The sequence below is a fragment of the Lottiidibacillus patelloidae genome (assembly GCF_002262935.1).
GTDB classification, from domain to species: Bacteria; Bacillota; Bacilli; order Bacillales; family SA5d-4; genus Lottiidibacillus; species Lottiidibacillus patelloidae.
The window spans coordinates 189,051-212,119 of sequence record NZ_NPIA01000004.1; the positions used below are offsets into that span (position 1 = coordinate 189,051).

General features: G+C 35.0%; 24 protein-coding genes. 20 read left to right on the top strand and 4 right to left on the bottom strand.

What is annotated here, in order from left to right:
• Positions 1-87 precede the first annotated feature (87 nt).
• Positions 88-1,293 (bottom strand): sensor histidine kinase, encoded by a 1,206-nt coding sequence (locus tag CIB95_RS09440; protein ID WP_094924525.1) that lies wholly within the window; start codon positions 1,291-1,293, stop codon positions 88-90.
• 170 nt (positions 1,294-1,463) lie between these two features.
• On the opposite strand from CIB95_RS09440, the gene CIB95_RS09445 reads away from it, so the two are divergent.
• Positions 1,464-3,335 (top strand): sensor domain-containing diguanylate cyclase, encoded by a 1,872-nt coding sequence (locus tag CIB95_RS09445; protein ID WP_094924527.1) that lies wholly within the window; start codon positions 1,464-1,466, stop codon positions 3,333-3,335.
• Entirely contained in the window at positions 3,335-5,332 is a 1,998-nt protein-coding gene (locus CIB95_RS09450; protein ID WP_094924529.1) for a putative bifunctional diguanylate cyclase/phosphodiesterase, read from the top strand. Before CIB95_RS09445 ends, CIB95_RS09450 begins: the two co-directional genes overlap by 1 nt.
• A 210-nt stretch (positions 5,333-5,542) precedes the next feature.
• Here CIB95_RS09450 and CIB95_RS09455 read toward each other — a convergent pair whose 3' ends face one another.
• The 3 genes from CIB95_RS09455 to CIB95_RS09465 all read right to left on the bottom strand — a co-directional run bounded on the left by CIB95_RS09455 (position 5,543) and on the right by CIB95_RS09465 (position 7,626).
• Positions 5,543-5,857, bottom strand: coding sequence for a DMT family transporter (locus CIB95_RS09455; protein ID WP_094924531.1), 315 nt, complete (start codon positions 5,855-5,857; stop codon positions 5,543-5,545).
• On the bottom strand, positions 5,857-6,198 hold the full coding sequence (locus CIB95_RS09460; protein WP_094924533.1) for a DMT family transporter: 342 nt from the start codon (positions 6,196-6,198) through the stop codon (positions 5,857-5,859). Before CIB95_RS09460 ends, CIB95_RS09455 begins: the two co-directional genes overlap by 1 nt.
• Positions 6,199-6,402: 204 nt before the next feature.
• Complete coding sequence (locus CIB95_RS09465; protein WP_094924534.1) at positions 6,403-7,626, bottom strand: MFS transporter; 1,224 nt, start codon at positions 7,624-7,626, stop codon at positions 6,403-6,405.
• Positions 7,627-7,855: 229 nt separating this feature from the next.
• Between CIB95_RS09465 and CIB95_RS09470 the strand changes: the two genes are divergently transcribed.
• From CIB95_RS09470 to nadE, 18 genes are all read left to right on the top strand, one after another.
• On the top strand, positions 7,856-8,824 hold the full coding sequence (locus CIB95_RS09470; protein WP_094924536.1) for an ATP phosphoribosyltransferase regulatory subunit: 969 nt from the start codon (positions 7,856-7,858) through the stop codon (positions 8,822-8,824).
• Positions 8,817-9,473: an ATP phosphoribosyltransferase gene (hisG, locus tag CIB95_RS09475; RefSeq protein WP_094924538.1), complete on the top strand. Its 657-nt coding sequence runs from the start codon at positions 8,817-8,819 to the stop codon at positions 9,471-9,473. The genes CIB95_RS09470 and hisG overlap by 8 nt, the downstream gene beginning before the upstream one ends.
• A gap of 16 nt (positions 9,474-9,489) precedes the next feature.
• Positions 9,490-10,722 carry a histidinol dehydrogenase gene (hisD, locus tag CIB95_RS09480; RefSeq protein WP_408607218.1) on the top strand — a complete coding sequence of 411 codons (1,233 nt, stop codon included), beginning with the start codon at positions 9,490-9,492 and terminating at the stop codon, positions 10,720-10,722.
• A 4-nt stretch (positions 10,723-10,726) separates the two neighbouring features.
• A complete protein-coding gene (hisC, locus tag CIB95_RS09485; RefSeq protein WP_158217603.1) occupies positions 10,727-11,770 on the top strand; it encodes a histidinol-phosphate transaminase in 1,044 nt (347 codons plus the stop codon).
• Entirely contained in the window at positions 11,757-12,335 is a 579-nt protein-coding gene (hisB, locus tag CIB95_RS09490) for an imidazoleglycerol-phosphate dehydratase HisB (protein ID WP_094924543.1), read from the top strand. The genes hisC and hisB overlap by 14 nt, the downstream gene beginning before the upstream one ends.
• Positions 12,336-12,938 carry an imidazole glycerol phosphate synthase subunit HisH gene (gene hisH / locus CIB95_RS09495; RefSeq protein WP_094924544.1) on the top strand — a complete coding sequence of 201 codons (603 nt, stop codon included), beginning with the start codon at positions 12,336-12,338 and terminating at the stop codon, positions 12,936-12,938.
• Positions 12,935-13,669 (top strand): 1-(5-phosphoribosyl)-5-[(5-phosphoribosylamino)methylideneamino]imidazole-4-carboxamide isomerase, encoded by a 735-nt coding sequence (gene hisA, locus CIB95_RS09500; RefSeq protein WP_094924546.1) that lies wholly within the window; start codon positions 12,935-12,937, stop codon positions 13,667-13,669. The genes hisH and hisA overlap by 4 nt, the downstream gene beginning before the upstream one ends.
• The gene (gene hisF / locus CIB95_RS09505) at positions 13,639-14,397 is read left to right on the top strand and encodes an imidazole glycerol phosphate synthase subunit HisF (protein WP_094924547.1); all 759 of its coding nucleotides are present in this window, start codon (positions 13,639-13,641) and stop codon (positions 14,395-14,397) included. Before hisA ends, hisF begins: the two co-directional genes overlap by 31 nt.
• 15 nt (positions 14,398-14,412) lie before the next feature.
• Complete coding sequence (hisIE, locus tag CIB95_RS09510) at positions 14,413-15,048, top strand: bifunctional phosphoribosyl-AMP cyclohydrolase/phosphoribosyl-ATP diphosphatase HisIE (protein WP_094924548.1); 636 nt, start codon at positions 14,413-14,415, stop codon at positions 15,046-15,048.
• On the top strand, positions 15,038-15,847 hold the full coding sequence (locus CIB95_RS09515) for a histidinol-phosphatase HisJ family protein (protein WP_158217604.1): 810 nt from the start codon (positions 15,038-15,040) through the stop codon (positions 15,845-15,847). The genes hisIE and CIB95_RS09515 overlap by 11 nt, the downstream gene beginning before the upstream one ends.
• A gap of 143 nt (positions 15,848-15,990) precedes the next feature.
• Complete coding sequence (locus CIB95_RS09520) at positions 15,991-16,269, top strand: autorepressor SdpR family transcription factor (RefSeq protein WP_094924551.1); 279 nt, start codon at positions 15,991-15,993, stop codon at positions 16,267-16,269.
• Positions 16,266-16,901 (top strand): SdpI family protein, encoded by a 636-nt coding sequence (locus CIB95_RS09525; RefSeq protein ID WP_094924553.1) that lies wholly within the window; start codon positions 16,266-16,268, stop codon positions 16,899-16,901. The genes CIB95_RS09520 and CIB95_RS09525 overlap by 4 nt, the downstream gene beginning before the upstream one ends.
• A 313-nt stretch (positions 16,902-17,214) precedes the next feature.
• Entirely contained in the window at positions 17,215-17,691 is a 477-nt protein-coding gene (locus CIB95_RS09530; protein WP_094924555.1) for a hypothetical protein, read from the top strand.
• 146 nt (positions 17,692-17,837) lie between these two features.
• Positions 17,838-18,986, top strand: a complete 1,149-nt coding sequence (locus tag CIB95_RS09535; RefSeq protein WP_094924556.1) for a DEAD/DEAH box helicase — start codon at positions 17,838-17,840, stop codon at positions 18,984-18,986.
• Positions 18,987-19,135: 149 nt separating this feature from the next.
• Positions 19,136-19,573 (top strand): GNAT family N-acetyltransferase, encoded by a 438-nt coding sequence (locus tag CIB95_RS09540; protein WP_094924558.1) that lies wholly within the window; start codon positions 19,136-19,138, stop codon positions 19,571-19,573.
• 290 nt (positions 19,574-19,863) lie between these two features.
• A complete protein-coding gene (locus CIB95_RS09545) occupies positions 19,864-20,655 on the top strand; it encodes an NUDIX domain-containing protein (RefSeq protein ID WP_094924560.1) in 792 nt (263 codons plus the stop codon).
• Between the two features lie 33 nt (positions 20,656-20,688).
• Positions 20,689-22,146 (top strand): nicotinate phosphoribosyltransferase, encoded by a 1,458-nt coding sequence (locus tag CIB95_RS09550; protein WP_094924561.1) that lies wholly within the window; start codon positions 20,689-20,691, stop codon positions 22,144-22,146.
• Between the two features lie 52 nt (positions 22,147-22,198).
• Positions 22,199-23,026, top strand: coding sequence for an ammonia-dependent NAD(+) synthetase (gene nadE, locus CIB95_RS09555; protein WP_094924563.1), 828 nt, complete (start codon positions 22,199-22,201; stop codon positions 23,024-23,026).
• The last annotated feature ends 43 nt before the right edge of the window (positions 23,027-23,069 follow it).

The following is a 23,069-nucleotide window of genomic DNA, read 5'->3' on the forward strand; positions in this document are numbered from 1 at the left end:
TCTTTCTATACTTTCATTTCATTCATTATACATGATGAACGTACACAATAAAAAAAGCTCAACCAGAAGATACGGTTAAGCAATTGATTATACACTAGGGAAGGTCACTTTGACTAATGTCCCTACGCCTTTTTCACTATGAAAAGAAATTGTTCCATTATATTTTTTGATGATGTTAAAACAAATCATTAAACCAAGACCGGTTCCTTTACTTTTCAAAGAGTAAAATGGCGTGCCTAGCGCTTTTAATTCTGATTTAGTCATACCTTCACCTGTGTCTTTTATAACAATTTTTATATTCTTATGTTGCTTGCGAACTCTTATTTTTATTGTATCGCCCTGGTTTGAAGCTTCAATTGCATTCTTTAATAAGTTAATAAATACTTGCTTGAATTCAATTAAAGTACTTGAAATATAAAAATCATCATCAATATCCAATACTATCTCTACCGTATCCATTAGTGCGTATGAGTTTAATAAATCAATGACATTTAATAAAGCAGATTTCACATTCAGCAATTCTTTTTCAGCTTCACTCGGTTTAGCTAATGATAAAAAATCTGATATAACTGTTTCCGCTGTTTCAAGTTCGTTTAACATTAACGGGAAATGTTCTTTTTTCTTATCGGCAAACTCATCACCTTCATTATGAAGATGTAGTAGTCCTTTTACTACGGTAATCGGATTTCTTATTTCATGGGCTACTGCCGCAGCGAGTTCTCCGGTTGTTTTTAGACGCTCAGCTTGCTGCATTTGTTGATAGTACATTTTTTGTTGCTCAATTCTATTTTGCGAAAAGTAAAAGATAAAATAAAGCATTGATTGGCTTCCGAGAAAGTTGAAAATGGCCCCAATGATGTCATCATAAATGTATGGATATAGCGTTCCTTTATCGGTTACATATATGTAAGCAAGTAATAAGTGAAACAATACGATGTTGAACCCTAATAACCAATAAAACAATCCACGATGGTAGAATAAGATAGCAAGACCTGGAATTAAGCAGATAAAAATAAATGTTGTAAAAGTTTCGGGATAAAAAATAAAAAGCATATAAAAATAGAAAGATGAAAAAGAAACTAATGAAATTCGAACTAGTCTTGTTTCATACTTCGGGAAAATAACGAGCAAAACAGCAATTGCAAAAATAACAATAGTATGAAGAATATAAGGAAAACTTATTGTTTCTATACGTGTTGACGCAAGTATCCACCCAAGGAAAACTAAGGTTATAACAATACTAATTACAAAGTAATAACTTTTTAATTTTGGTACTTGATTAAAGTCTCTCATATTAAAATCCTTTAGTAGTCTTTTTTGTTTTTGGTGCAATTCGATATATTATTAATGATAAATTGTATTTTACAGTAAGTCTAGACAAGATTTAGGAAATTAAGAGAGGAAATAATTTGCTATAAATGGTATAATTAGAAAGTATTTTGTAACTTTGAAGGGTGATAATTGTGGATAAAAGTCAAATAATGCGTTTTTTTATAGTTGTTATAAGTATCGCAGTGGCTATCCTCTTTATATTTTCGCACCTTTCAAATGAGGAAAGAAAAATTCCGAAAGCAAAACTTGGTGTCCTAGACTTAGCCGAATGGTCATTTGCAGAAGATGGTCCAATTAATTTATACGGCGAGTGGAGCTTTTATTGGAAACAACACGTAAACCCTAATACAATAAATTCCCACATTGACAGCGCAAACTACATAGAAGTACCGAGCCAATGGTCGGCGCAAGAAATGCATGAATCGAAAGGGTATGCAACGTATCAGCTTATTGTTGAAAGTATACCCCAGTCTACTCGCTACGGTCTGAAAATTTACAATATTCCTTCTTCTTTCGAGGTATATATAAATGGAAATAAAGTAGGGGGAAATGGGGAAGTTGGCAGAAATAAATATGATGAAAAGCCAGCTTATGGACCTAAATATTTCTTTTTTCAGCTAGATAGCTATGATTCAGCTGAGATTGTGATACATACTTCAAATTTCCATTACCGTTCAGGTGGTATAAGAGGTGTAGTCCAATTTGGAACAACTGATCAATTATTAGCTTTGAAAGAAGATCGCTTAAGTTTTCAACTAATTATGATTGGTGGTTTATTTTTGCTCGGATTATATCATTTAAGTATCTTTATTTATCGGAGAAAAGAGATTACCTCGTTATTTTTTGGATTCTTTTGTTTATGTATGGCATTAAGAGCTTTACTAGTTGGAGAAGCATACTTTGTTAAAGTTTTTCCTAATGTTCCATATGTCTTACATATAAAAATAATATATTTATCTTTATATGCAGCAGTACCTTTACTGATTTGGTTTTTTTATTACTTGATTAAAGGGTATGTATCTTTACTTTATACTCACATTCTATCTACTATTTCATTATTCTTTTGCCTTATTGTTGTCTTTATGCCAATTGAAATATTTACAAGAAGCATAAAATTCTTTTATTTTTTTATTTTGCTTATCATTGTTTATTATTTATATCAAATTATCAAGGCTGTAGCGAAAGGAAAACCTGGGTTTGTTTTTCTTTCTTTAAGCGCTGTTTTCCTTTCATATGCTACTGTGCGAGATATCATCTATTATCGAAAAGAAATACAAGATGTTGAGTTAACATCATTAGGAATTTTTATTTTCGTCATTGGTTTAGCTTTCGTAACTTCTGGACGTTTGGCACAAACTTTTACTACTATTGAACAAGCACAAATTCAGTTGCAACAAGGAAAAGAACAGCTAGAAAAAAAGGTGGAAGAAAGAACTAAGGAATTAAGGATTGCTAATCAACAGCTAGAAAAATTATCGTTCGTCGATGGCTTAACAAATATTCCAAATAGACGATTTTTTGATAATACGCTTGAAAAGAAGTGGCGCGAAGCTGATAGTTCCAATAAAGCTTTATCACTTTTAATGGTTGATATCGATAACTTTAAACAAATAAATGATACATATGGTCACTTATTTGGAGATGAATGCTTAAAGAAAATAGCGAAATTACTTGAAACGGAAACGGATGCTATTGGTAAATTTATAGCACGATATGGCGGAGAAGAATTCGCAATAATATTAGATGATTTTACAGATAGTGAAGCTGAGCGTTTTGCTAAGCGATGTTTAAAGGTCGTTCAAAATGTAAATATATCAAATATAGACAATTTCACTTTAACAATTAGTATCGGTGTGGCTACCTTAATTCCACACAAAGGAAATAAAAAAGAGTTAATTGCAATGGCCGATGAAGCATTATACAGTGCTAAACATTTAGGTAAAAATCGTCTAGTCGTGTTCGGTAACGACCAATTACTTCAAAGAAAAGGAGATGATCAATAATGAATGATATGACATATATATTAATTGCAGTATTATTAATCTTTTTCTTTTTTTGTATCATCTTCTTTTTAGAGAAATTATTTTATCAGCAAAATAAAGAAAAGCTTTACCGTTTTTCTACTGCTGTTTTAGCAACCTGTATATTGTGGTTTATTTATATATCCATACTATCAAGTATAAATATTGCGCAATGGGAAGATTTCTTAAGCTATAAGATGCTTTTATACTTTGTTGGCTCTTGTATGGTTTTATATATAACAATAGAGAAAGTCGGCAAAATTGAAAGAGATATGAATACGATAAAACTATTAAAGTTAAGTTTATTTATGAGTGTAACGTTTTTAGGAATAAGTTACTTACCTTTAATCGATATCCTTCAAATTGAAGAACACTTAGGTCTTTCCATTGCCTTTGCACTTGTACTCATGGTGACGACTATTTTCTTAGTTATGCGAGTCATTCAACAAATGAAAATAGACATGGTTATTAATAAAAGAAAACTACCATTAATTTTTCAATTATTTATTGCTTTATTAAGTGGATTAGCTATTATCGGTTGGTATTATACCTTTTTATATTTATTTGTAGAATTTAATAGTAGTTTCTTTATCGTTGCTGAATTTATTTCTATCTTTTTATTAATAGCAACAACAATTATATATGCCGAAGATCAGTACAAATTTAAAGAAGAACAATTGAAAAGAAATAATAAGAGATTATCATATTTGGCATATCATGATCAGATGACTAATCTTCCAAACCGTGTAAAAATAAACGAAATTATTGCTAGTTTAATAGAAAAAAATGAAAAATTTGCACTGCTGTTCATTGATTTAGATGACTTTAAATTTGTTAATGATTTATTAAGTCATAAAGTTGGAGACATCTTATTAGTGAGAATAACACAAAGGCTTAAGAGTCTAGCTAGTGAGAAGGATAGTGTCGGTAGAATTGGTGGAGACGAATTTGTTTTAATTAAACGTGATTATAAAAGTAGAGAAGAGTTAGAACAATTTATCAATGACGTACAAAATTATGTAACTAAAACGGTAACAATCGATAACTACCCAATCAATATTACGCCAAGTATCGGAATTGTAGAATATCCTGATAATGGAGAGAAGGTAAGTGATCTATTAAAAAGTGGAGATATTGCCTTACTTCAAGCGAAGTCAAAAGGCCGAAATGCAAAACATTATTTCTCCAATACAAAGGATCAAAAGACGATCGACCTAATTAGTTTAAGAGAAGACTTAAAACTTGCACTAGAACGCAATCAACTTGAAGTTTACTACCAACCGCAAATAGATTTAAAGAAAGATAAAGTAAAAGGGTTTGAGGCGTTGCTACGTTGGCATCATCCGAAAAAAGGGATTGTCTCACCAGCTACATTTATTCCAATTGCTGAGGAGACTGGTATTATTGCCCCAATTGGAGAATGGGTATTACGGGAAGCGTGCAAGCAAGTAGCAAAATGGAATAAAGAATATAACATGGAATATCGAATATCAGTAAACTTGTCATTAAAACAACTTTATAAAAGTGATTTTGTCGCGGTTGTCGAAGAAATACTAAAAGAAACACAGCTACCTCATTCATTATTAGAGCTTGAAATTACTGAAAGTGTAGCGATGGCAGACGTCAATAGAACAAAATTAATTTTTAAAAGATTTCATGAAATTGGTGTGCGACTAAGTTTAGATGATTTTGGAACGGGATATAGCTCATTAAGTTTTATTCAACAATTTAAAATCTCACGAATTAAAATTGATAAGTCATTCTTAAAAGAAATTACAGTTGACAGTGATGATTATAAAATTGTTTCCGGAATTTTATCAATGGCACTTCAATTAAACTTATTAGTTACAGCTGAGGGAATTGAAACTATTGAACAACTAGATTATATTCGTGAAAATAACTGTCATGAAGCACAAGGTTTCTACTTTAGTAAGCCAATGCCGCCAGCAGAAATTGAAAAAAAAATAATGAATATATAGCGAATATATGCTCCACATCATCAATGAGATGTGGAGTATCTTTATTTTTCTTTTGCTCGCTTAATCAGAAAAGTTAAAGATGTTGCACGAGTTGAATAAGCACTCAAACTTATTTTCAATTTCATTTATTTTGCTATTGGTTTGAAGTTAGTAGGTTTAAAAGGTGAATGGTTCGATGCAAATCCGGCCTTAAGCAATATTATCTGACATTTATGAGACGAGTTTTAGACCTATTGCAGCAAATAAAACCATAGCTATGAAAACTAGTCTTTTCCAGTCTTTTGATTCGCCATATAAAAGCATTCCTAATATAGTACCGCCAGACGCACCAATTCCTGTCCAAATTGAATAAGCTGTTCCCATAGGTAATGATTTCATTGCATAAGCAAGAAATAGAAAGCTTGCTCCAAAACCGAGAATTAATAGAACTAATGATAGCCAATTACGGTCCTTGTGCAATTTATTTATCATAACAACACCAAACACTTCACATAAACCCGCAAAGATTAAAGAAATCCATGCCATTAGGATTCAAACCCCTTTTGAACATTACCTTTTGTAACTATTTTCAAGCCAACTACGCCTGTTAATAAAAGTAAAATCAAGAGTGCCTTTTCCACTTTAAATGGCTCGCCAAAGAATAGAGTTTCAGAAAGGACAGTTCCTGCTGTACCTAATCCAACAAAAATTGCATATACAGTTCCCACAGGGAGTTTCCGTCCTGCCATAATCATTACATAAAAGCTGATAATAATAGAAATAACTGTTCCAGTCCAAGACCAAAAGTCATCAGAATGTTTTAAGCCAATAACCCACAAAACTTCAAAGAAAGCAGCAACAAATACTTTAATCCAGTTTATATTCATTTAAGCAACACCTCCAAAATTATTGTTAACAAAAACAAAATGCCTAAAAGTAAACTGTTAAACAGCTTCTCCCAGGCTTTTAACCTTAAATCTTAGTCAATTTTGTAATAATAAGTATAATAATTTTTGCGAAATTAATGGGATTTGAGTTGCTACTTACTACCCATCAACCGAACCTGATACTAATCATAGACATGTTTTTTCTTATTTTTGCCATTCAATTAGTTTTTTATCAGTTGGTAACAACCATGTCAGTATACCGATTAAAGGTAAGAAGGCGACGGCAATCATAGTGAACGTTAGTCCAAGGCTATCAATAATTGAGCCTAATGCCACAGAGCCAATTGCCCCCATTCCAAACGCTAACCCAACAATTAGTCCTGACATCGTTCCGATTTTCCCTGGTAATAGCTCCTGCGCATAGACGACAGTAACAGAGAAACTAGACATTAAAATTACTCCAAGTAAAGCGAGAACTGCAAACGCTACATACGGCCCAACAAACGGCAATGCTATTGCCAATGGAGAAGCGAGTAACATTGATAGTAGAATGACGTTCCGCTTTCCAAAGTAATCTGCGAGAGGCCCTCCAGCGAACGTACCAACAGCCCCCATTAGTAAGAATGTGAATAAATACCACTGAGCACGCGCGATTGAAACCCCATATGCATCCATGACATAAAACGTATAAAAGTTAGAAATAGCACTTCCGTACCAAGAACGTGCAAAAACAAGGAATACTAACACGAAAAGAGCGATCTTAATTGCCCTTGAATACGAAGGGTCCAACTGCATCTTCACTTTTTTATTTTTCATTTGCTGCTTAGAAATGGTTGCTAAACGGTGGGCATACCATCTTGCAATATTAATTAAAAAGTAAACAGCTAAAGCGGCAACGAGAGTAAACCATATAGCCCCAAATTGCCCTAAAGGAACAAGGACTAAGGCTGTAATTACAGGTGCAAGTGCTTGACCTGAATTTCCTCCAACTTGATAGATGGATTGTGCTAAACCGCGGCGATTTCCAGCTGCCATATAAGCAACACGAGAACCTTCTGGGTGAAAGACGGCAGATCCAAAACCGATAAAAATAACGCTAAGAATTATTGTCCAAAAAGATGGAGCTAAAGCAATTCCTAAAATTCCAAGCAAACTACTAGTAAGACCGATTGGAAGTGCATATGGCATAGGTCGTTTATCAGAGTACCAGCCGACAACGGGTTGCATAACGGAAGAAATCATATTTAATGCAAAGGCAATAAAGCCAAGCTGTGTAAATGTTAAACCCATTGATGCTTCAAGAATTGGAAACATCGCAGGAACAACAGACTGTAAAGTATCATTTAATAAATGACAAATACCAATAATATACAAAATGTTATAGACAGGTTTGTTTGCTGATTGAGATGTAGACAATGCTGTGGCCATTTAAAACTTCCTTTCAAAAAAGGGTAATTAACTGTATCCATTATAAAAGCATAGTCGCAAGAAAAATAGAAAAATGCTTAGCAAATTTTTCAAAAAAAGTTTTTATTGAACAATTTTTCCACTTACGTTATAGTTAATTTAATACATTAACACTTTACCTTGTTAAAGTGATAAAATGAGTTTTCTTCAACTAGATAAATAGATTAATTCAAGATTTAAGGAGGAGCAAATGGACTTTTTAACAATTAATGATGAACTTGCCTTTTTGAAGAGTAAAAACAAATTAAAAAAAGAATTACAAGAGTTATTTTCCCAAGCTGGTTTTCTAGAAGTTGAGCCTTCCTTTATTGAGGATTATGACAGGTTTGCTGAAGTAAATAAACGTGTAAAGCTAAAGTCCATGGTAAAAGTTTTAAATGGCAATGGAACTATTTCGATCCTTCGGCCAGATATAACTTCTGTCATCATTAAAAATTACATTCCAAAGTGGGAAGTAGGCACAAAATTAAAATTGTTTTATCAATCAACAGTATTTGAAAACAATGGAAGTAGCGGAATTAATGAATGGAAACAAGCTGGAGTGGAGTATTTGGGCGAGGATTCGCAAGTTGCAGACCAAAGTATTTTGAAGCTCGCACTTTCCATCTTAAATACATATAATACTACCTTTTTATTTGAGATAGGTAACAGTAAATATTTAAATGGTCTTTTTAAAGAATTAGCACTTACACCGACCAGTGAAAAGAAAGTAAAAGAGTTCATCTATCATAAAGATGAATTTGGGTTAAAAAAATATTTGAAAGATTTAGAGATTAATGAAAAAAGCAAAGGCCTACTTAGTGACCTTTTATCTTTCCAAGGAACAATCGAGGAAGTATGTGAAAAATCACATAGCTACTTTATGAATGGAGAGATGGAAGAGGCAATATCAGAATTAAAAGATATTGCAATCTTACTTAGGGGTTTAGGGTATAGCAGAAAAACAGTTTTTGATTTAGCGATGGTGACAACATTTGATTATTACGAAGGACTTATCTTTAAAGGGTATTATCCAACCATTTATCAGCCGATTATTAGCGGTGGGAGATACGATAGTTTAACAGAAAAATATGGTAAACGAGTGTCAGCAGTTGGATTTAAAGTTGACTTTTCCAGCTTATTAGCAGCAATCAATAGAGAGGGAGAGTACAGTGAATGAATTAACTATTGCTTTAGCAAAAGGTAGGTTAGCAGAAGATGCCTATAACGTTTTTAAAGGGGTAAACCTAGCAAACAATGTAGACTTAAAGTCTCGCAAACTAATTTTTGAAGATAAGGATCAACGATTGCGCTTCATCATCGTGAAGCCATCAGACGTAATTACATATGTGGAACAAGGCGTAGCAGACATCGGTGTTGTTGGCAAAGACACGATTTTAGAGCAAGGTGGAAACATTTACGAACTGTTAGATTTGCCGTTTGGTGAATGTCGATTTGCAGTTGCTGGTTATAAAGGAAAAAAAATAAACCGAAAAGATGAAGTGCTAAAAGTAGCAACGAAATATCCAAAGATCACCGTCGATTATTTTGCAGAAAAAGGTCAACGTATTCAAACGATCAAATTAAATGGCTCAGTAGAACTAGCCCCGTTAGTAGGTTTATCGGACGTCATTGTCGATATTGTGGAAACAGGAAATACGTTAAAGGCAAACGGACTTGAAGTGTTAGAAGAAATGTTTGAAGTAAGAGCAAAACTAATCGCCAATCGCGTCAGCTACCGATTTAAAGCGAAGGAAATAAATGCAATCCAAACATTGTTAAGAGATGGGAGGGAGAACTTTGATACAGTATATTCGCAATCAAAATAAGTCAGATGTTGTAAAAATGTTAAGTAGAAATGTGGATGATAGTAATGAAGCTTCTCTTGTTGCCAAAGCTATTATTGAAGATGTGAAAGCAAGAGGGGATATTGCAGTAAATGCATATACCAAAAAATTTGATGGGGCAACCATAGATGATCTCCAAGTGTCGCAAAGTGAAATTGATGAAGCAATGCAAGTTGTTTCTGTCGACTTAAAAGAAGCATTACAAGAAGCAGCAAACAATATTCGTAAATACCATGAACAACAAGGAAGCAATAGTTATTTTATCAATGAAAAAGATTATAGGCTTGGACAAATCGTAAAGCCAATCGCTAATGTTGGTATGTATGTGCCTGGAGGAAGAGCTGCCTACCCTTCAACAGTATTAATGACAGCTATACCTGCAAAAATTGCTGGGGTAAAAGAATTGGTTATGATTACTCCGCCAAAAGCAGATGGCACCATTCAACCTTCTCTTTTAGTAGCTGCAGCATTTGCAGGTGTTGATAAGATATACAAAGTTGGAGGTGCACAAGGTATTGCTGCATTAACGTATGGGACAGAGACAATAAGTAAAGTAGCAAAAATTGTAGGACCAGGAAACAGTTATGTAGCCGCGGCTAAAAAGATAGTTTCTTCTGTAGTTGGTATTGATATGGTCGCCGGCCCAAGTGAAATTGCCATTATCGCTGACAAGGAAGCAAATCCAGCTTTCATTGCTGCAGATTTAATGTCACAAGCTGAACATGATGAAGATGCAGCAGCAATCTTACTAACGGATAGTGAAGCGCTAGCAGAAGCAGTAAAAATGGAACTTGCAAAACAGGTAGAACAATTGTCTAGGAAGTCTATTATTTTAGAAGCACTTTCCAAAAATGGCGCAATCGTCATTACAAATTCAATTGATGAAGCGATAGATATTACTAATGAACTGGCTCCAGAGCACTTAGAAATCTTAACAACAAATGCGGTCGATGTATATGGAAGAATTGAAAGTGCAGGTGCAATTTTTATAGGGGAGTATAGCCCAGAGCCTGTCGGAGATTATTTTGCTGGTCCAAATCACACGTTACCGACAAATGGCACAGCCAAATTTGCTTCCCCCCTTTCTGTTACGGATTTTCAAAAGAAAACATCATTAGTTTATTACAGTAAGGAAGCGCTTGAAATGAGGAAAGATGCAATTGAGTTAATTGCTGAAGAAGAAGGACTAACAGCACATGCAAATGCCATTTCCATCAGATTTAAGAGGTGAAGAGATGATGAAGACGTTTGTTCGTGAAACAATCTTAAACTTAAAAGGGTATGAAACAAAAAATACCCCGTATGTCTATAAACTCGATGCAAATGAAGGGAAGACGCTCTTTTTCTCAGATCAAGCAACATCAGAAAGAGAAGATTTTAACCGGTATCCTGATAATGAAGCTACTGTCCTTTGCGAAGTAATGGGGAAATTTCTTGGTGTTCCAACAGAAAATATAGTAGCAGGTAACGGATCGAGTGAAATGATTGAATTGATTATGAAAACGTTTATTGATACTGGAGATGGAGTGCTTAGTTTTACCCCGAGCTTTAGTATGTATGAAGTTTTCACTAACATTTATAGTGGAAGGTTTTTCAGCGTTCCGAGTAGACGCGACTTTTCTCTCGATGTCGATGCATTGATTGCAAAGGCTAATGAAATTAAACCGAAAGTAATTCTTCTATGTAACCCGAACAATCCAACTGGAGCCTTTCTAACGGAAGCTGAGATTAAAAAAGTAATAGAGGAAACAAACGCAATTATAGTAGTTGATGAAGCATACATCGAATTTTCCGATGGTTCCTTTGTTAATCAAGTCAATCAATACGAAAATGTTATTGTGCTTCGAACGGTGTCCAAAGCATTTGGTCTTGCTAGTATTCGTTTAGGTTTTATGGTCGCAAATAAAGAAGTTATCAATATTATCAAAAAGGTGAAGCCGCCATACAATCTTAATTCACTTTCACAAAAATATGGCATAGAAGCATTGCAAAAGACAGAAAAGATGAGCAGGTACGTACTAGAAATAAAACAGGAAAGAGAGAAACTGTATCAAGAAATGAAGAAGCTAAACATAGAGGTATACCCGTCGCAAGCAAATTTTTTGTTTTTTAAAAGTACTTTAGTCGATTTAGCAGAAAGACTACAGGAAAAGGGAATATTAATACGCCAATTTTCCGGAGACCTAGCTTGGTATTACCGCGTTACCATAGGAGAAAAAGAGGAAAATAGTGCGTTCTTAAACGGAGTAAAGGAGATGGTTAGTCATGCGAGTAGCTGAAATTAACAGAGAAACGTTAGAAACAAAAGTGGCGGTAAAGCTTACTGTTGATGGTACAGGAAAAAGTTCTATTCAAACTGGGGTAGGATTTTTAGATCATATGTTAACGCTCCTTGCTTTTCATAGTGGGATGGATATCAATGTTGTTTGTGAAGGTGACCTCTATGTAGACGACCATCATTCCGTTGAAGATATTGGTTTGGCGCTAGGCCAAGCGTTGAAGAATGCACTAGGTGACAAAAAAGGTATTAAACGCTATTCGTCACTATTCATTCCTATGGACGAAAGCTTATGCAGAATTGCCTTAGATATTAGTAATAGACCGACGTTTGTATATAATGTCCCATTTACGCGCGAAAAAATAGGAAACATAGATACGCAAAATTTCAAAGAATTTTTGAAGAGTTTTGTTAATGAAGCGAGGATTACACTTCACATTGACGTACTTTATGGAGAAAATGACCATCATAAAATTGAGGCTGTTTTTAAAGCGTTAGCACGTGCAATAAAAGAAGCTGTAACAGTGACTTCTAATAAACTTCCATCTTCTAAAGGAGTTTTATAGATGAATATCATACTAGATTATGGCCTAGGTAATTTAGGGTCCGTTGAAACGGCATTCCTTCGAGCAGGTATTGCCTCAAAGGTAACGAGTAATGTGCAAGAAATAGAAGCTTGCACATCACTTGTTATTCCGGGAGTTGGGGCATTTCGCGATGGTATTGAAGCACTACATTTGTCAGGTGCTATTCCATATATTCATAAACACGTAGCAAGTGGTAAACCATTACTTGGAATTTGTTTAGGCATGCAACTTCTATATGAACTAAGTTATGAAAATGGTAAATATGCAGGTCTTGGATTTTTAGAAGGAACTGTTGAAAAGCTGGATGTCCCTTATAAGATTCCACATATGGGTTGGAACGCATTGAAGTTACAAAAAGAAGATGAAGTGATGAAGTACATAGCTGAAGGAGACTTTGTTTATTTCGTCCACTCATACTATGTTAATTCTTCAAACGAAGAAGTGCTTGCTTACGCAGACTATGGGGTGAAAGTACCAGCAATTGTTCGCAAGGGAAATGTGATTGGCATGCAGTTTCACCCAGAAAAAAGTGCTACAGTTGGAGCGAATTTAATAAAAGCATATGGGGAGTTGATTTCGTGATTATTTTTCCTGCAATAGATATTAAAGACAATGAATGTGTTCGATTAACACAAGGCGATTATCGACAGAAAATAGTTTACTCTAATCAACCAGAAGAAGTGGCAGTGAGATGGGAAAAGGAAGGTGCCCCTTTTTTACATTTAGTTGATTTAGACGGAGCAAAAGATGGGTATTTATACAATAAAAGTACGATTGAAAAAATAGTCAAAAGTGTATCAATACCTGTCCAACTTGGTGGAGGAATACGTGATGAAGCTACCGCTAGTGAGCTGTTAGCACTTGGCATTAATCGCGTTATTTTAGGGACAGTTGCAGTAGAAAATCTTAGTTTAGTAAAACAACTCGTAGAAAAATATGGAGCGGAAAAAATCGTTGTTTCGATTGATGCAACGAACGGAAAAGTAGCTACAAGAGGTTGGAAAAATATAAGTGAAGTTGATGCCCTGACACTTTGTCAAACGTTAGAAGAAGTAGGTATTACAACAATCGTATATACGGATATATTGCGTGATGGGATGCTCCAAGGACCTAATCTAGAAATCTATAAAGAATTAGCAGAAAAAACGAACTTACAAGTGATTGCCTCTGGTGGAATTGGTAGCTTAAAAGATATTAAAGAGCTAGCCTCCATTGGCCTTTATGGAACAATCGTCGGTAAAGCATTGTATGAAGAAAAGGTTGATTTAAAGGAGGTCCTTTCATGCTTACAAAAAGGATCATCCCGTGCTTAGATGTTCGTAATGGGAGAGTGGTGAAAGGGAAAAAGTTTAAAGACATAGTTGATGTCGATTCCCCAGAAGTGTTAGGCGCGTTTTACAGTGAAACAGGAGCAGATGAACTAGTTTTTTACGATATTACTGCGACCCATGAAGAAAGACAGACATCGTTAGAATTTGTAAGGAAAGTCGCGGAAACGATACATATTCCTTTCTCCGTCGGCGGTGGTGTTAATACATTAGCTGACTTTGCGAATGTCCTTCGACTCGGAGCAGATAAAGTTTCTATTAACTCAGCGGCAGTAAAAAATCCGTCACTCATCAAGGAAGCGGCATTAAAGTATGGATCACAATGTGTTGTCTTATCCATCGATGCTAAGCAGAAAGAAAGTGGAAAATGGTCTGTCTATGTTAATGGTGGAAGAGTAGATACAGGACTAGATGCGATTGAATGGGCAAAAAAAGGAGTATCACTTGGTGCTGGAGAGATTGTCATAAATAGTATAGATTCAGATGGAGTAAAAAATGGCTATGACATCGCATTGTTAAAAGCAATTACAGATGTCGTTCAAGTTCCCGTCATTGCCTCAGGCGGGGCAGGAACAAAAGAGCACTTTTATGAAGCGGTTGATGAAGCAAATGTTGATGGCATATTAGCTGCATCTGTTTTCCATTTTGGTGAGATTCCCATTATAGATTTGAAAGTATATTTAAAAGAGCGAGGAATAGAAGTTCGGTTATAGAAGGGAGCAAAGGAGATGGCGATCGATAGAAATATTCTTGAAAGAATCACGTTCGATGATCAAGGGTTAGTGCCGGCAATCGTTCAAGATGTAAAGACTAAAGAAGTACTGATGCTTGCATATATGAATAATGAAGCAATCATGACTACGTTGGAAACAAAAAGAGGCGTTTATTATAGTCGAAGTCGCCAAGAACTATGGGTAAAAGGATCGACTTCAGGAAATACCCAACATGTAGTAGGCCTTTCCTACGACTGTGATGGGGATACGATTTTACTACAAGTGGAACAAACAGGTGTCGCTTGTCATACTGGCGAAAAAAGCTGCTTTTTTACGAACGTCATCCAAGCGCCCAAAAAACAAGATGTCATAAATGAACTTTATGCATTGATTAGAGAACGTAAAGAAAGCATGACAGATGGTTCTTATACGTCTTATTTGTTTGAGTCAGGTCTCGATAAAATACTGAAGAAAATCGGAGAAGAAGCAAGTGAAGTAATTATTGCAGCTAAAAATGAAGATAAAGATGAATTGATTTATGAATCTAGTGATCTTGTCTACCACTTGCTCGTACTACTTGTTAATACAGGTATTTCTATTGAGGAGATAAAAAAAGAGTTGGAGAAAAGGAGAAATAGTAGTGTTAAATAAAATCATTGATCACCACGTACATACAGACTTCTCTCCTGATTGTAAAACTAGTATGGAAAGTACTATCGCACGTGCAAAACAATTAGGTTTACTTGGCTTACTTTTTACAGACCATGTTGATTTTGATAGTCCCGATCCTCTTTTTCAAGACTATATCGATTATAACGTTTATATGAAAAAACTTGAGGAAGTGCGTAAGAAGAATCCTGAATTACAATTTTTAATGGGTGTAGAAATAGGATACCAACCACATATTCATGACAGACTCAACAAGTTTCTTGGAGAGTTTCCATTTGATTTTGTCATTTGCTCGATGCACGTTTGTGATAAGTTAGATTTTTATAATGGCGATTTTTTTATCGGTAAGACGCAGAAAGAGAGCTACTTAGCTTACTTTGATGCGGTGAGAAAATCAGTCGAGGAATATGACAATTTTGATGTGTATGGTCACCTTGATTACATCATTCGTTACGGTCCATTTGAACAAAAAGTGCTAAATTATGAGCAATATAAAGAAGCGATAGATTCGGTTCTATTAGCAATTATTGAAAAGGGAAAAGGTATTGAATTGAACACGTCCGGTCTACGCTATAATCTCGGTACGATGCATCCGAAAATTGATATATTGAAAAGTTACAAGCAACTAGGCGGAGAGATTATTACATTAGGATCTGATGCACATAAAGCGGAGCATTTGCAGGCTGATTTTGATATGGGCTTAGAATTAATAAAAGAGGCAGGGTTTGATTATCTTGCACAGTTTAAAAATCGCAAACCTTCGTTAATAAAAATATCTTAAATGAAAAACATTTAGACATTTGTCTATTTACAAACTTTAACAATAATTATATAATTAGATAAACTTCTAAATAAAGAGGTTTATTTTTTACACAATAGTTAGATGTTTATCTAATTAACTAACCAACTGAAAGAGGTGAAGATATGTCATTTAACGAAGCCTTTAAAGCACTATCTGACCAGACTAGAAGACAGATCTTAACGCTATTAAAGGAAAAAGATTTAACCGCTGGGGAGATCGCTTCGCACTTTGATATGAAAAAGCCGAGTGTTTCCCATCATTTAAAAATTTTAAAGCATGCTGATTTAATTAGTGATGAAAGAGATGGGCAGCACATTTACTATTCATTAAACACAACAGTTTTTCAAGATGTAACGAAATGGTTTTTCCATTTCTTAAATAAAGAGGAGGATGAAAAATGAGAAAGCATTTATTACCTTTAAGTATTATTGCACTTACATTTCTTTTTAGTATTATTGTATACCCTTCCTTACCAAATGAAGTAGCTTCACACTGGGGAACAAATGGAGAAGTAGATGGTTATATGTCTAAGCTGTGGGGGGCATTCTTTTTACCAATTTTATTATTAGGATTGTATTTTCTCCTTACGTTCCTACCAAATATTGATCCGAAAAAAGAGAACTATAAAAAATTTGCTGGAACATACAACTTAATTATTTTGTTATTTGTAATCTTTTTAGCAATGCTCCATGTCGGAGTCCTTTTATTTAATTTAGGTATGAATATTAACATTGCGATGATTGTTCCTATCGCTGTTGGCGTTCTTTTCATCATATTAGGAAATTACATGCCAAAGTTTAAGCATAATTATTTTGTTGGCATTAAAACACCTTGGACATTGGCGAATGAAAAGGTATGGGCAAAAACGCATCGTTTCGGAGGAAAAGTATTTATCGTCATGGGTCTTATCTTAATTTTTTCAGCATTCTTTAATGGAACTGCTCAATTTATAGTGTTATTGTCGGTTACCTTTGGTGGAGTATTTTTATTATTTCTAATGTCGTATATATATTTTAAAAAGGAAACGAAATAAGGAAATAAAGGTGGGGCTGTCTGATTAGTTCCTAAAATTACACAAGACCAAGTAGAATTTTTCATTTAACTTGGTCTTGTTTTTGTTGGTTCTTCGAAAAATTGCAACAGGAATATTCAGATGAAATTCACGAAACTCCTGCGGTAAAAGCGAGCCAGGCAAGACCCCACAGCTCGGAAACGAGTGAGGAGGCTTGCGGTTCGCCCGCGGAAAGGGAGTGGATTTCAAGAATACCAATATAATTTAATAATATACCTTTTTAAAAATAATATTTTCACCATCCACATAATAATATGGACATGGGGTGTAAATTTTGAAGAAGAGAATTATGCTACTGTCCAGCCTAATATTTTTACTCGGATGTGAAGAGGAAAATAAAGGCTCATTTATAGAAGAAACAAAGGAAATAAATAGAACTAACTACAATATGATGTCAGAGGTAAGAGTAGACCTTGACGGAAATGGTGTTGAAGAACTTATTACATTGTATTTAGGACCAGTAAAGAAAAGTGAAGCAAATATGGCTGTCATAAAAACGGATGATGCAAATTGGAATTTAGTTGTCCAAGATGGTGATAAAGTTTATTCTTTATTTGATCAAAAAGTAAAGCATGGTAATGTAAAGTTCTGGTTTGAGAATAAAGGAGAGATAACGGAATTAGTAGTATTTATGAACGGTGAGCAAAAAGAAATTATTACTTACCAATATGACCGGGGAAATTCCCGTTTCATAAAAGAAACGCATTATAAAAACAAAGGAACCATTTATGAACCGTATCTGCGCTATTGAATTTTCAACCAAATAATAACTTAAAAATGAGACAGGCGACCGCTAATTATAGCGGTCATTTTTATTTGTTTCTCAATATCGGTATAATACTTTATAATGTAGAAACAAACGATCGATAGACTTTGTAAAGAAGAAGGGAAATAATAATGGAAAACAATACAGTAGAACAATGGCAAGCACTGACTAAAGTGAAGCCTTATTTACAAAAAGCATGGGAAACGTCTGGATTTAAAAAACCGACTTCCATTCAAGAGAAAACAATTGAACCTTTACTTGAAGGAAAAGATATTATTTTTGAATCGCCAACAGGAACAGGAAAAACAGTAGCGTATGTGTTGCCGATGTTAAATAACCTTGATGAAAATAGCAAGAGCATGCAAGCTGTTTTTATCGCACCAACAAAGGAATTAGCAATGCAAATTTTTGAAGAAATTCAAAAGTGGACAAAAGAAAGTGAACTTTCTGTTGCTTCGTTCATTGGTGGGGCTAATATTAAAAGACAATTAGATAAGCTCAAAAAGCGCCCACAAATTGCCGTTGGTACGATTGACCGCATGAAAGAGCTAATTGAAATGAAAAAGCTAAAAATGCATGAAGTAAAAAGTATTACAGTTGATGAAGTGGACCAAATTATCGCTAATAAACATGTTAATGGCTTAAAAGCGATTATCAATTCGGCAGTGCGTGATCGTCAACTCGTCTTTACTTCAGCAACGATTTCAGAGCAAGCTGAACAAGTTGGTAAAGAACTGATGAACGTTCCAGAAACAATTCGTGTGTCAGAAGGTGGTATGAAATCGGAAAGCCTAGAACACGCATACATTGTTTGTGAGCGTCGCGATAAAATCGATGTTTTAAGAAGAATTATTCATACAGGCGAATTTAAAGCTTTAGCTTTCGTAAATGACCTTGAGAAAATTGATGAAGTTGCAGAAAAGCTGCGCTTTAAAAAAGTGAAATTAGAAGTTCTTGAAGGGCAATCTTCAAAAATTGATCGGAAAAAAGCAATTAGTTCATTCCGTGCTGGCAAAGTTCCGCTTCTTTTAGCTACAGATGTGGCTTCACGTGGATTGGATATTGAAGGGTTAACGCATGTCGTTCAGTTTGATTTCCCTAAAGATGCAGCTTCTTATACACACCGTGCTGGCCGTACAGGAAGAATGGGACGAACAGGAACAGTAATCTCAATTGTTACTCCTGGAGAAGAAAAGTCATTAATGAAGTTAGCAAAACAACTAGGCATCTTTGCACAAAAGAAAGAACTAACTCGTGGTAAATTAATCGATGCAAAATAATACAGTAACTCCTTTTTCCAATGTGAAAGAGGAGTTTTCTGTGTGCATTTTTCCCTAGCGGTATTAACTGGTTTACTATAGTGGTATATATTGGCATACACATCGTAAGACACACGATATGAAAAATTATTGGGGGGTTAAGTAGAGAAATGGACATAAGAAAACCAAATGAGTTAGAGATGGAAAAGGTATTAGCCCTTTCACCACAAGCAATATTTGAGGGCACTTTAGGTGAAGTAAACCCAACGATTGAAAAAGCAGAACAACTAGTGCTACCCCTTCTAAAAAAGGGGAGTTATTATCTAATATCAACAGAAAATAATGAATTAACTGGATGGATTCTTATAGGAGGTAGTAAAGATCAGTTTTCTAATAAGACAATCGGTTTTATATATGAATTATATGTTTTAGAAGAGTTTAGAGGTAACGGTATTGCAAAGCAATTGATTAAAACGGGTGTTAATCAACTTAATCAATTAGGATACTCCGAAGTTCGTTTAAGTGTATTTGCTGGAAATGAAGCAATTAAAATATATCAAAGTCTAGGGTTTAAAAACAGAACAGTTACTATGAGTATTTCAATGTAAGATGTCTTGTTTCATAAACATGGGCAGTAGTAAAAAAAGAATATATAACAAAGGCTTAGAGATGATATGTTTCTAAGCTTTTCTTGTTTATTTTCAGCTTTTTAATGGTTGTAATTTAACATTTTGCATCTGACATTTGAGCCAGTTTTCCTTTCTTGCGTGTGTTCCAGTTTTTTCTCACATACTAAGGACAGAAACATTTTACATAAAGGTTGCGAAATGAAAATGGAAAGCATATAATATTATTAACAATTAACTAAGTGTTAATTAATAAAGGCGGGTGATATTTTATGAGCAGTAATAAAGAAGCAATGAAGAAATACAATAGCAAAGATTATATTACTCCTGATGGTTACACAAGTGATATTGCTGTTTTTACAATTATTTCTGAAGACGTCGGATCATATAAGCCTCCAAGAAAAACATTGAAACTGATGCTCATTAAACGAGCAATGACAAATACAGAAGGTGCACCTAACATAGAAGCAGGAAAGTGGGCACTACCTGGTGGATTTATTCAACCTGATGAAACGGCCTATGATGCGGCACTTAGAGAACTTGAGGAAGAAACGAATGTAGCAGGATTTAAAATAAAGCATTTTGGTACATATGATCAGCCGGGAAGAGATCCTCGTGGCTGGATTATTTCTAATGCCCATTACGCAATTGTTCCTGAAAGCGAGCTAAAAAAACGAAAAGCCGCTGATGATGCCGCTGATGTAGAACTGTTTAGTATTGAAGAAATTGCGAAGCTTGAGCTAGCATTCGATCATGAAAAAATAATTAATGATGCCTTATGGTTTATTAAAAAAGATATGGCACTGACTACATTAGCAAGAAACTTTCTTCCAGAAGAATTTGTGCTGTCGGAACTTCAACGGGTTCTTCTTACTGTATTAAATGACCCATGGATTAGACTTGATGCGCAATTTTATCGCAAAGCTCCTGCACTACCATTCATCGAAAAAGTGATGGTTGATGGCACAGCTAAAAAATCTAATGCCTATTCAAAAATTCCTGCGCAAGTATATACCTTTAATGAATACGAACCATTTGTATCTATTTACAATGCAAAGTATTAACGAACTATAATCTTTACACTTAGGAGGACTAAGATGAAATATAAAGATGATAGCTACACACTCCATACAGATTTATACCAAATTAATATGACAGAAAGTTATTGGAAAGACGGAAAGCACGAACGGAAAGCCATTTTTGATTTATATTTTCGTAAACTACCATTTGGTAATGGCTATGCCGTCTTTGCAGGTCTTGCACGTATCATCGACTTTCTTAACAAATTCCAATTTAGCGAAAGTGATTTGGCGTATCTACAAAAGGAAGTAGGTTATTCCGAAGAATTTATTTCCTATTTAAAATCAATCCGCTTTACTGGGTGTGTGCGAGCTATGAAAGAAGGAGAGCTTGTCTTTGCAAATGAACCTATTGTCCGAATTGAAGCACCGTTAGCAGAGGCGCAGCTCATTGAAACAGCTTTGCTTAATATTGTTAATTATCAAACGTTAATTGCAACAAAGGCTTCTCGCGTAAAACAAGTAATAGGTAAGGGCAAAGCGATGGAATTTGGCACTAGAAGAGCCCATGAATTTGATGCGGCGATATGGGGAACAAGAGCGGCATATATTGGTGGTTTTGATGCAACAAGTAATGTAAGAGCAGGAAAGTTATTTGGGATACCTGTAGCAGGGACGCATGCACATGCGATGGTTCAAGCATACCGAAGTGAATATGATGCATTTCACGCTTATGCAAAAGCGCATAAAGATTGTGTCTTCCTAGTCGACACGTATGACACGTTAAAATCAGGAGTGCCGACAGCAATCAAGGTTGCGAAAGAGTTAGGAGACAGAATTAACTTTGTAGGTATTCGTTTAGACAGTGGCGATTTAGCGTACCTTTCAAAAGAAGCGAGAAAAATGTTAGATGAAGCAGGGTTTTCGGATACGCAAATTATTGCTTCAAATGATTTAGATGAATACACGATAATGAACTTAAAAGCGCAAGGAGCAAAAATCAATGCATGGGGTGTTGGTACCAAACTAATTACCGCATATGATCAAGCAGCACTTGGAGCTGTTTATAAATTAGTTGCAATTGAAGATGAAAATGGCGAGCTAGTTGATACGATAAAAATATCTGGTAACCCTGAAAAGGTTACAACACCTGGATTGAAGAAAGTATATCGCATTATTAATAATGGTAATGGTAAGGCAGAAGGTGATTATATCGCCATGAATGACGAGTCTCCGCAACAAGAAGAACGTCTAAAAATGTTTCATCCTGTTCATACGTATATTAGTAAGTTTGTCACAAATTTTGAAGCGAGAGAGCTCCACCATGATATATATAAAGATGGCAAGCTTGTTTATGAAGTGCCTTCTTTACAAGAAGTGCAAGCTTACGCAAGTGATAGCTTAGATTTGCTGTGGGAAGAATATAAACGGACAATGAATCCAGAAGAATACCCGGTAGATCTTAGTCAGAAGTGTTGGGATAACAAAATGAGACAAATAGCAGAAGTACAAAAAAAGGTAAACAGCCTTTCTTAAATGCAACAATTACAGTAATAAGTAATGGATATGTAAAGGAGATAAAATTTTTATGAGTGAAATGCAGAAGGAAATTGGAAAAGAGATGAAAGTAAAGCCAACAATTGATGCAAAAGAAGAGATTCGCAAAAGCATTGATTTTCTAAAAGGATATATGCAAAAGCACCCTTTTCTTGAGTCATTTGTTTTAGGACTATCTTTAGGGCAAGATTCAACGTTAACGGGCAAACTTGCGCAAATGGCTGTAAATGAATTGAATGAAGAAGTAGGGGAGAAAAAATATCGTTTCATTGGTGTGCGCTTGCCTTATGGGAAGCAAAAGGATGAAGAAGATGCACCATATGTGATGGATTTTATTCAGCCTGATCAATTACTAACTGTAAATATAAAAGGCGCAGTAGATGCAAGTGTTGCAGCAATTGAAGCTGCCGGTGTTCAAATTTCTGACTTCGTAAAAGGAAATAATAAAGCACGTGAACGAATGAAAGTGCAATTTGATATTGCTGCGATGAATAAAGGAGTCGTATTAGGAACAGATCACTCTGCTGAGGCTGTTACTGGATTTTATACGAAGTTCGGTGATGGTGCTGCCGATTTAGTTCCGATTTTCCGTTTGAATAAACGACAAGGAAAAATGCTTCTAAAAGAGTTAGGCTGTCCAGAACGCCTTTACTTAAAAGCGCCAACTGCAGATTTAGAAGACGATAAGCCGCTCCTTCCAGATGAAGTTGCTTTAGGTTTCTCTTATGATGAATTAGATGATTATCTTGAAGGAAAACAAGTAAGGCCTGAGGTTGCTGAAAAGATAGAAGATCGTTATGTAAAAACAATGCATAAACGGATGCCTCCTATCTCAGTATTTGAAGATTGGTGGAAATAAAAAGTAGTGAATGAGAAATTGAAAAAGACATATTAGATTGTTA

Excerpts from the sequence above, each read along its gene's own strand:
- CIB95_RS09545 (WP_094924560.1), top strand. The coding sequence starts at position 19,864 with ATGAGCAGTAATAAAGAAGCAATGAAGAAATACAATAGCAAAGATTAT.
- CIB95_RS09470 (WP_094924536.1), top strand. The coding sequence starts at position 7,856 with ATGGACTTTTTAACAATTAATGATGAACTTGCCTTTTTGAAGAGTAAA.
- hisD (WP_408607218.1), top strand. The coding sequence starts at position 9,490 with ATGTTAAGTAGAAATGTGGATGATAGTAATGAAGCTTCTCTTGTTGCC.
- nadE (WP_094924563.1), top strand. The coding sequence starts at position 22,199 with ATGAGTGAAATGCAGAAGGAAATTGGAAAAGAGATGAAAGTAAAGCCA.
- hisIE (WP_094924548.1), top strand. The coding sequence starts at position 14,413 with ATGGCGATCGATAGAAATATTCTTGAAAGAATCACGTTCGATGATCAA.
- CIB95_RS09465 (WP_094924534.1), bottom strand. The coding sequence starts at position 7,626 with ATGGCCACAGCATTGTCTACATCTCAATCAGCAAACAAACCTGTCTAT.
- CIB95_RS09535 (WP_094924556.1), top strand. The coding sequence starts at position 17,838 with ATGGAAAACAATACAGTAGAACAATGGCAAGCACTGACTAAAGTGAAG.
- CIB95_RS09450 (WP_094924529.1), top strand. The coding sequence starts at position 3,335 with ATGAATGATATGACATATATATTAATTGCAGTATTATTAATCTTTTTC.
- CIB95_RS09525 (WP_094924553.1), top strand. The coding sequence starts at position 16,266 with ATGAGAAAGCATTTATTACCTTTAAGTATTATTGCACTTACATTTCTT.
- hisC (WP_158217603.1), top strand. The coding sequence starts at position 10,727 with ATGATGAAGACGTTTGTTCGTGAAACAATCTTAAACTTAAAAGGGTAT.
- hisB (WP_094924543.1), top strand. The coding sequence starts at position 11,757 with ATGCGAGTAGCTGAAATTAACAGAGAAACGTTAGAAACAAAAGTGGCG.
- CIB95_RS09455 (WP_094924531.1), bottom strand. The coding sequence starts at position 5,857 with ATGGCATGGATTTCTTTAATCTTTGCGGGTTTATGTGAAGTGTTTGGT.
- hisF (WP_094924547.1), top strand. The coding sequence starts at position 13,639 with ATGCTTACAAAAAGGATCATCCCGTGCTTAGATGTTCGTAATGGGAGA.
- CIB95_RS09440 (WP_094924525.1), bottom strand. The coding sequence starts at position 1,293 with ATGAGAGACTTTAATCAAGTACCAAAATTAAAAAGTTATTACTTTGTA.
- hisH (WP_094924544.1), top strand. The coding sequence starts at position 12,336 with ATGAATATCATACTAGATTATGGCCTAGGTAATTTAGGGTCCGTTGAA.
- CIB95_RS09540 (WP_094924558.1), top strand. The coding sequence starts at position 19,136 with ATGGACATAAGAAAACCAAATGAGTTAGAGATGGAAAAGGTATTAGCC.
- CIB95_RS09520 (WP_094924551.1), top strand. The coding sequence starts at position 15,991 with ATGTCATTTAACGAAGCCTTTAAAGCACTATCTGACCAGACTAGAAGA.
- CIB95_RS09460 (WP_094924533.1), bottom strand. The coding sequence starts at position 6,198 with ATGAATATAAACTGGATTAAAGTATTTGTTGCTGCTTTCTTTGAAGTT.
- CIB95_RS09550 (WP_094924561.1), top strand. The coding sequence starts at position 20,689 with ATGAAATATAAAGATGATAGCTACACACTCCATACAGATTTATACCAA.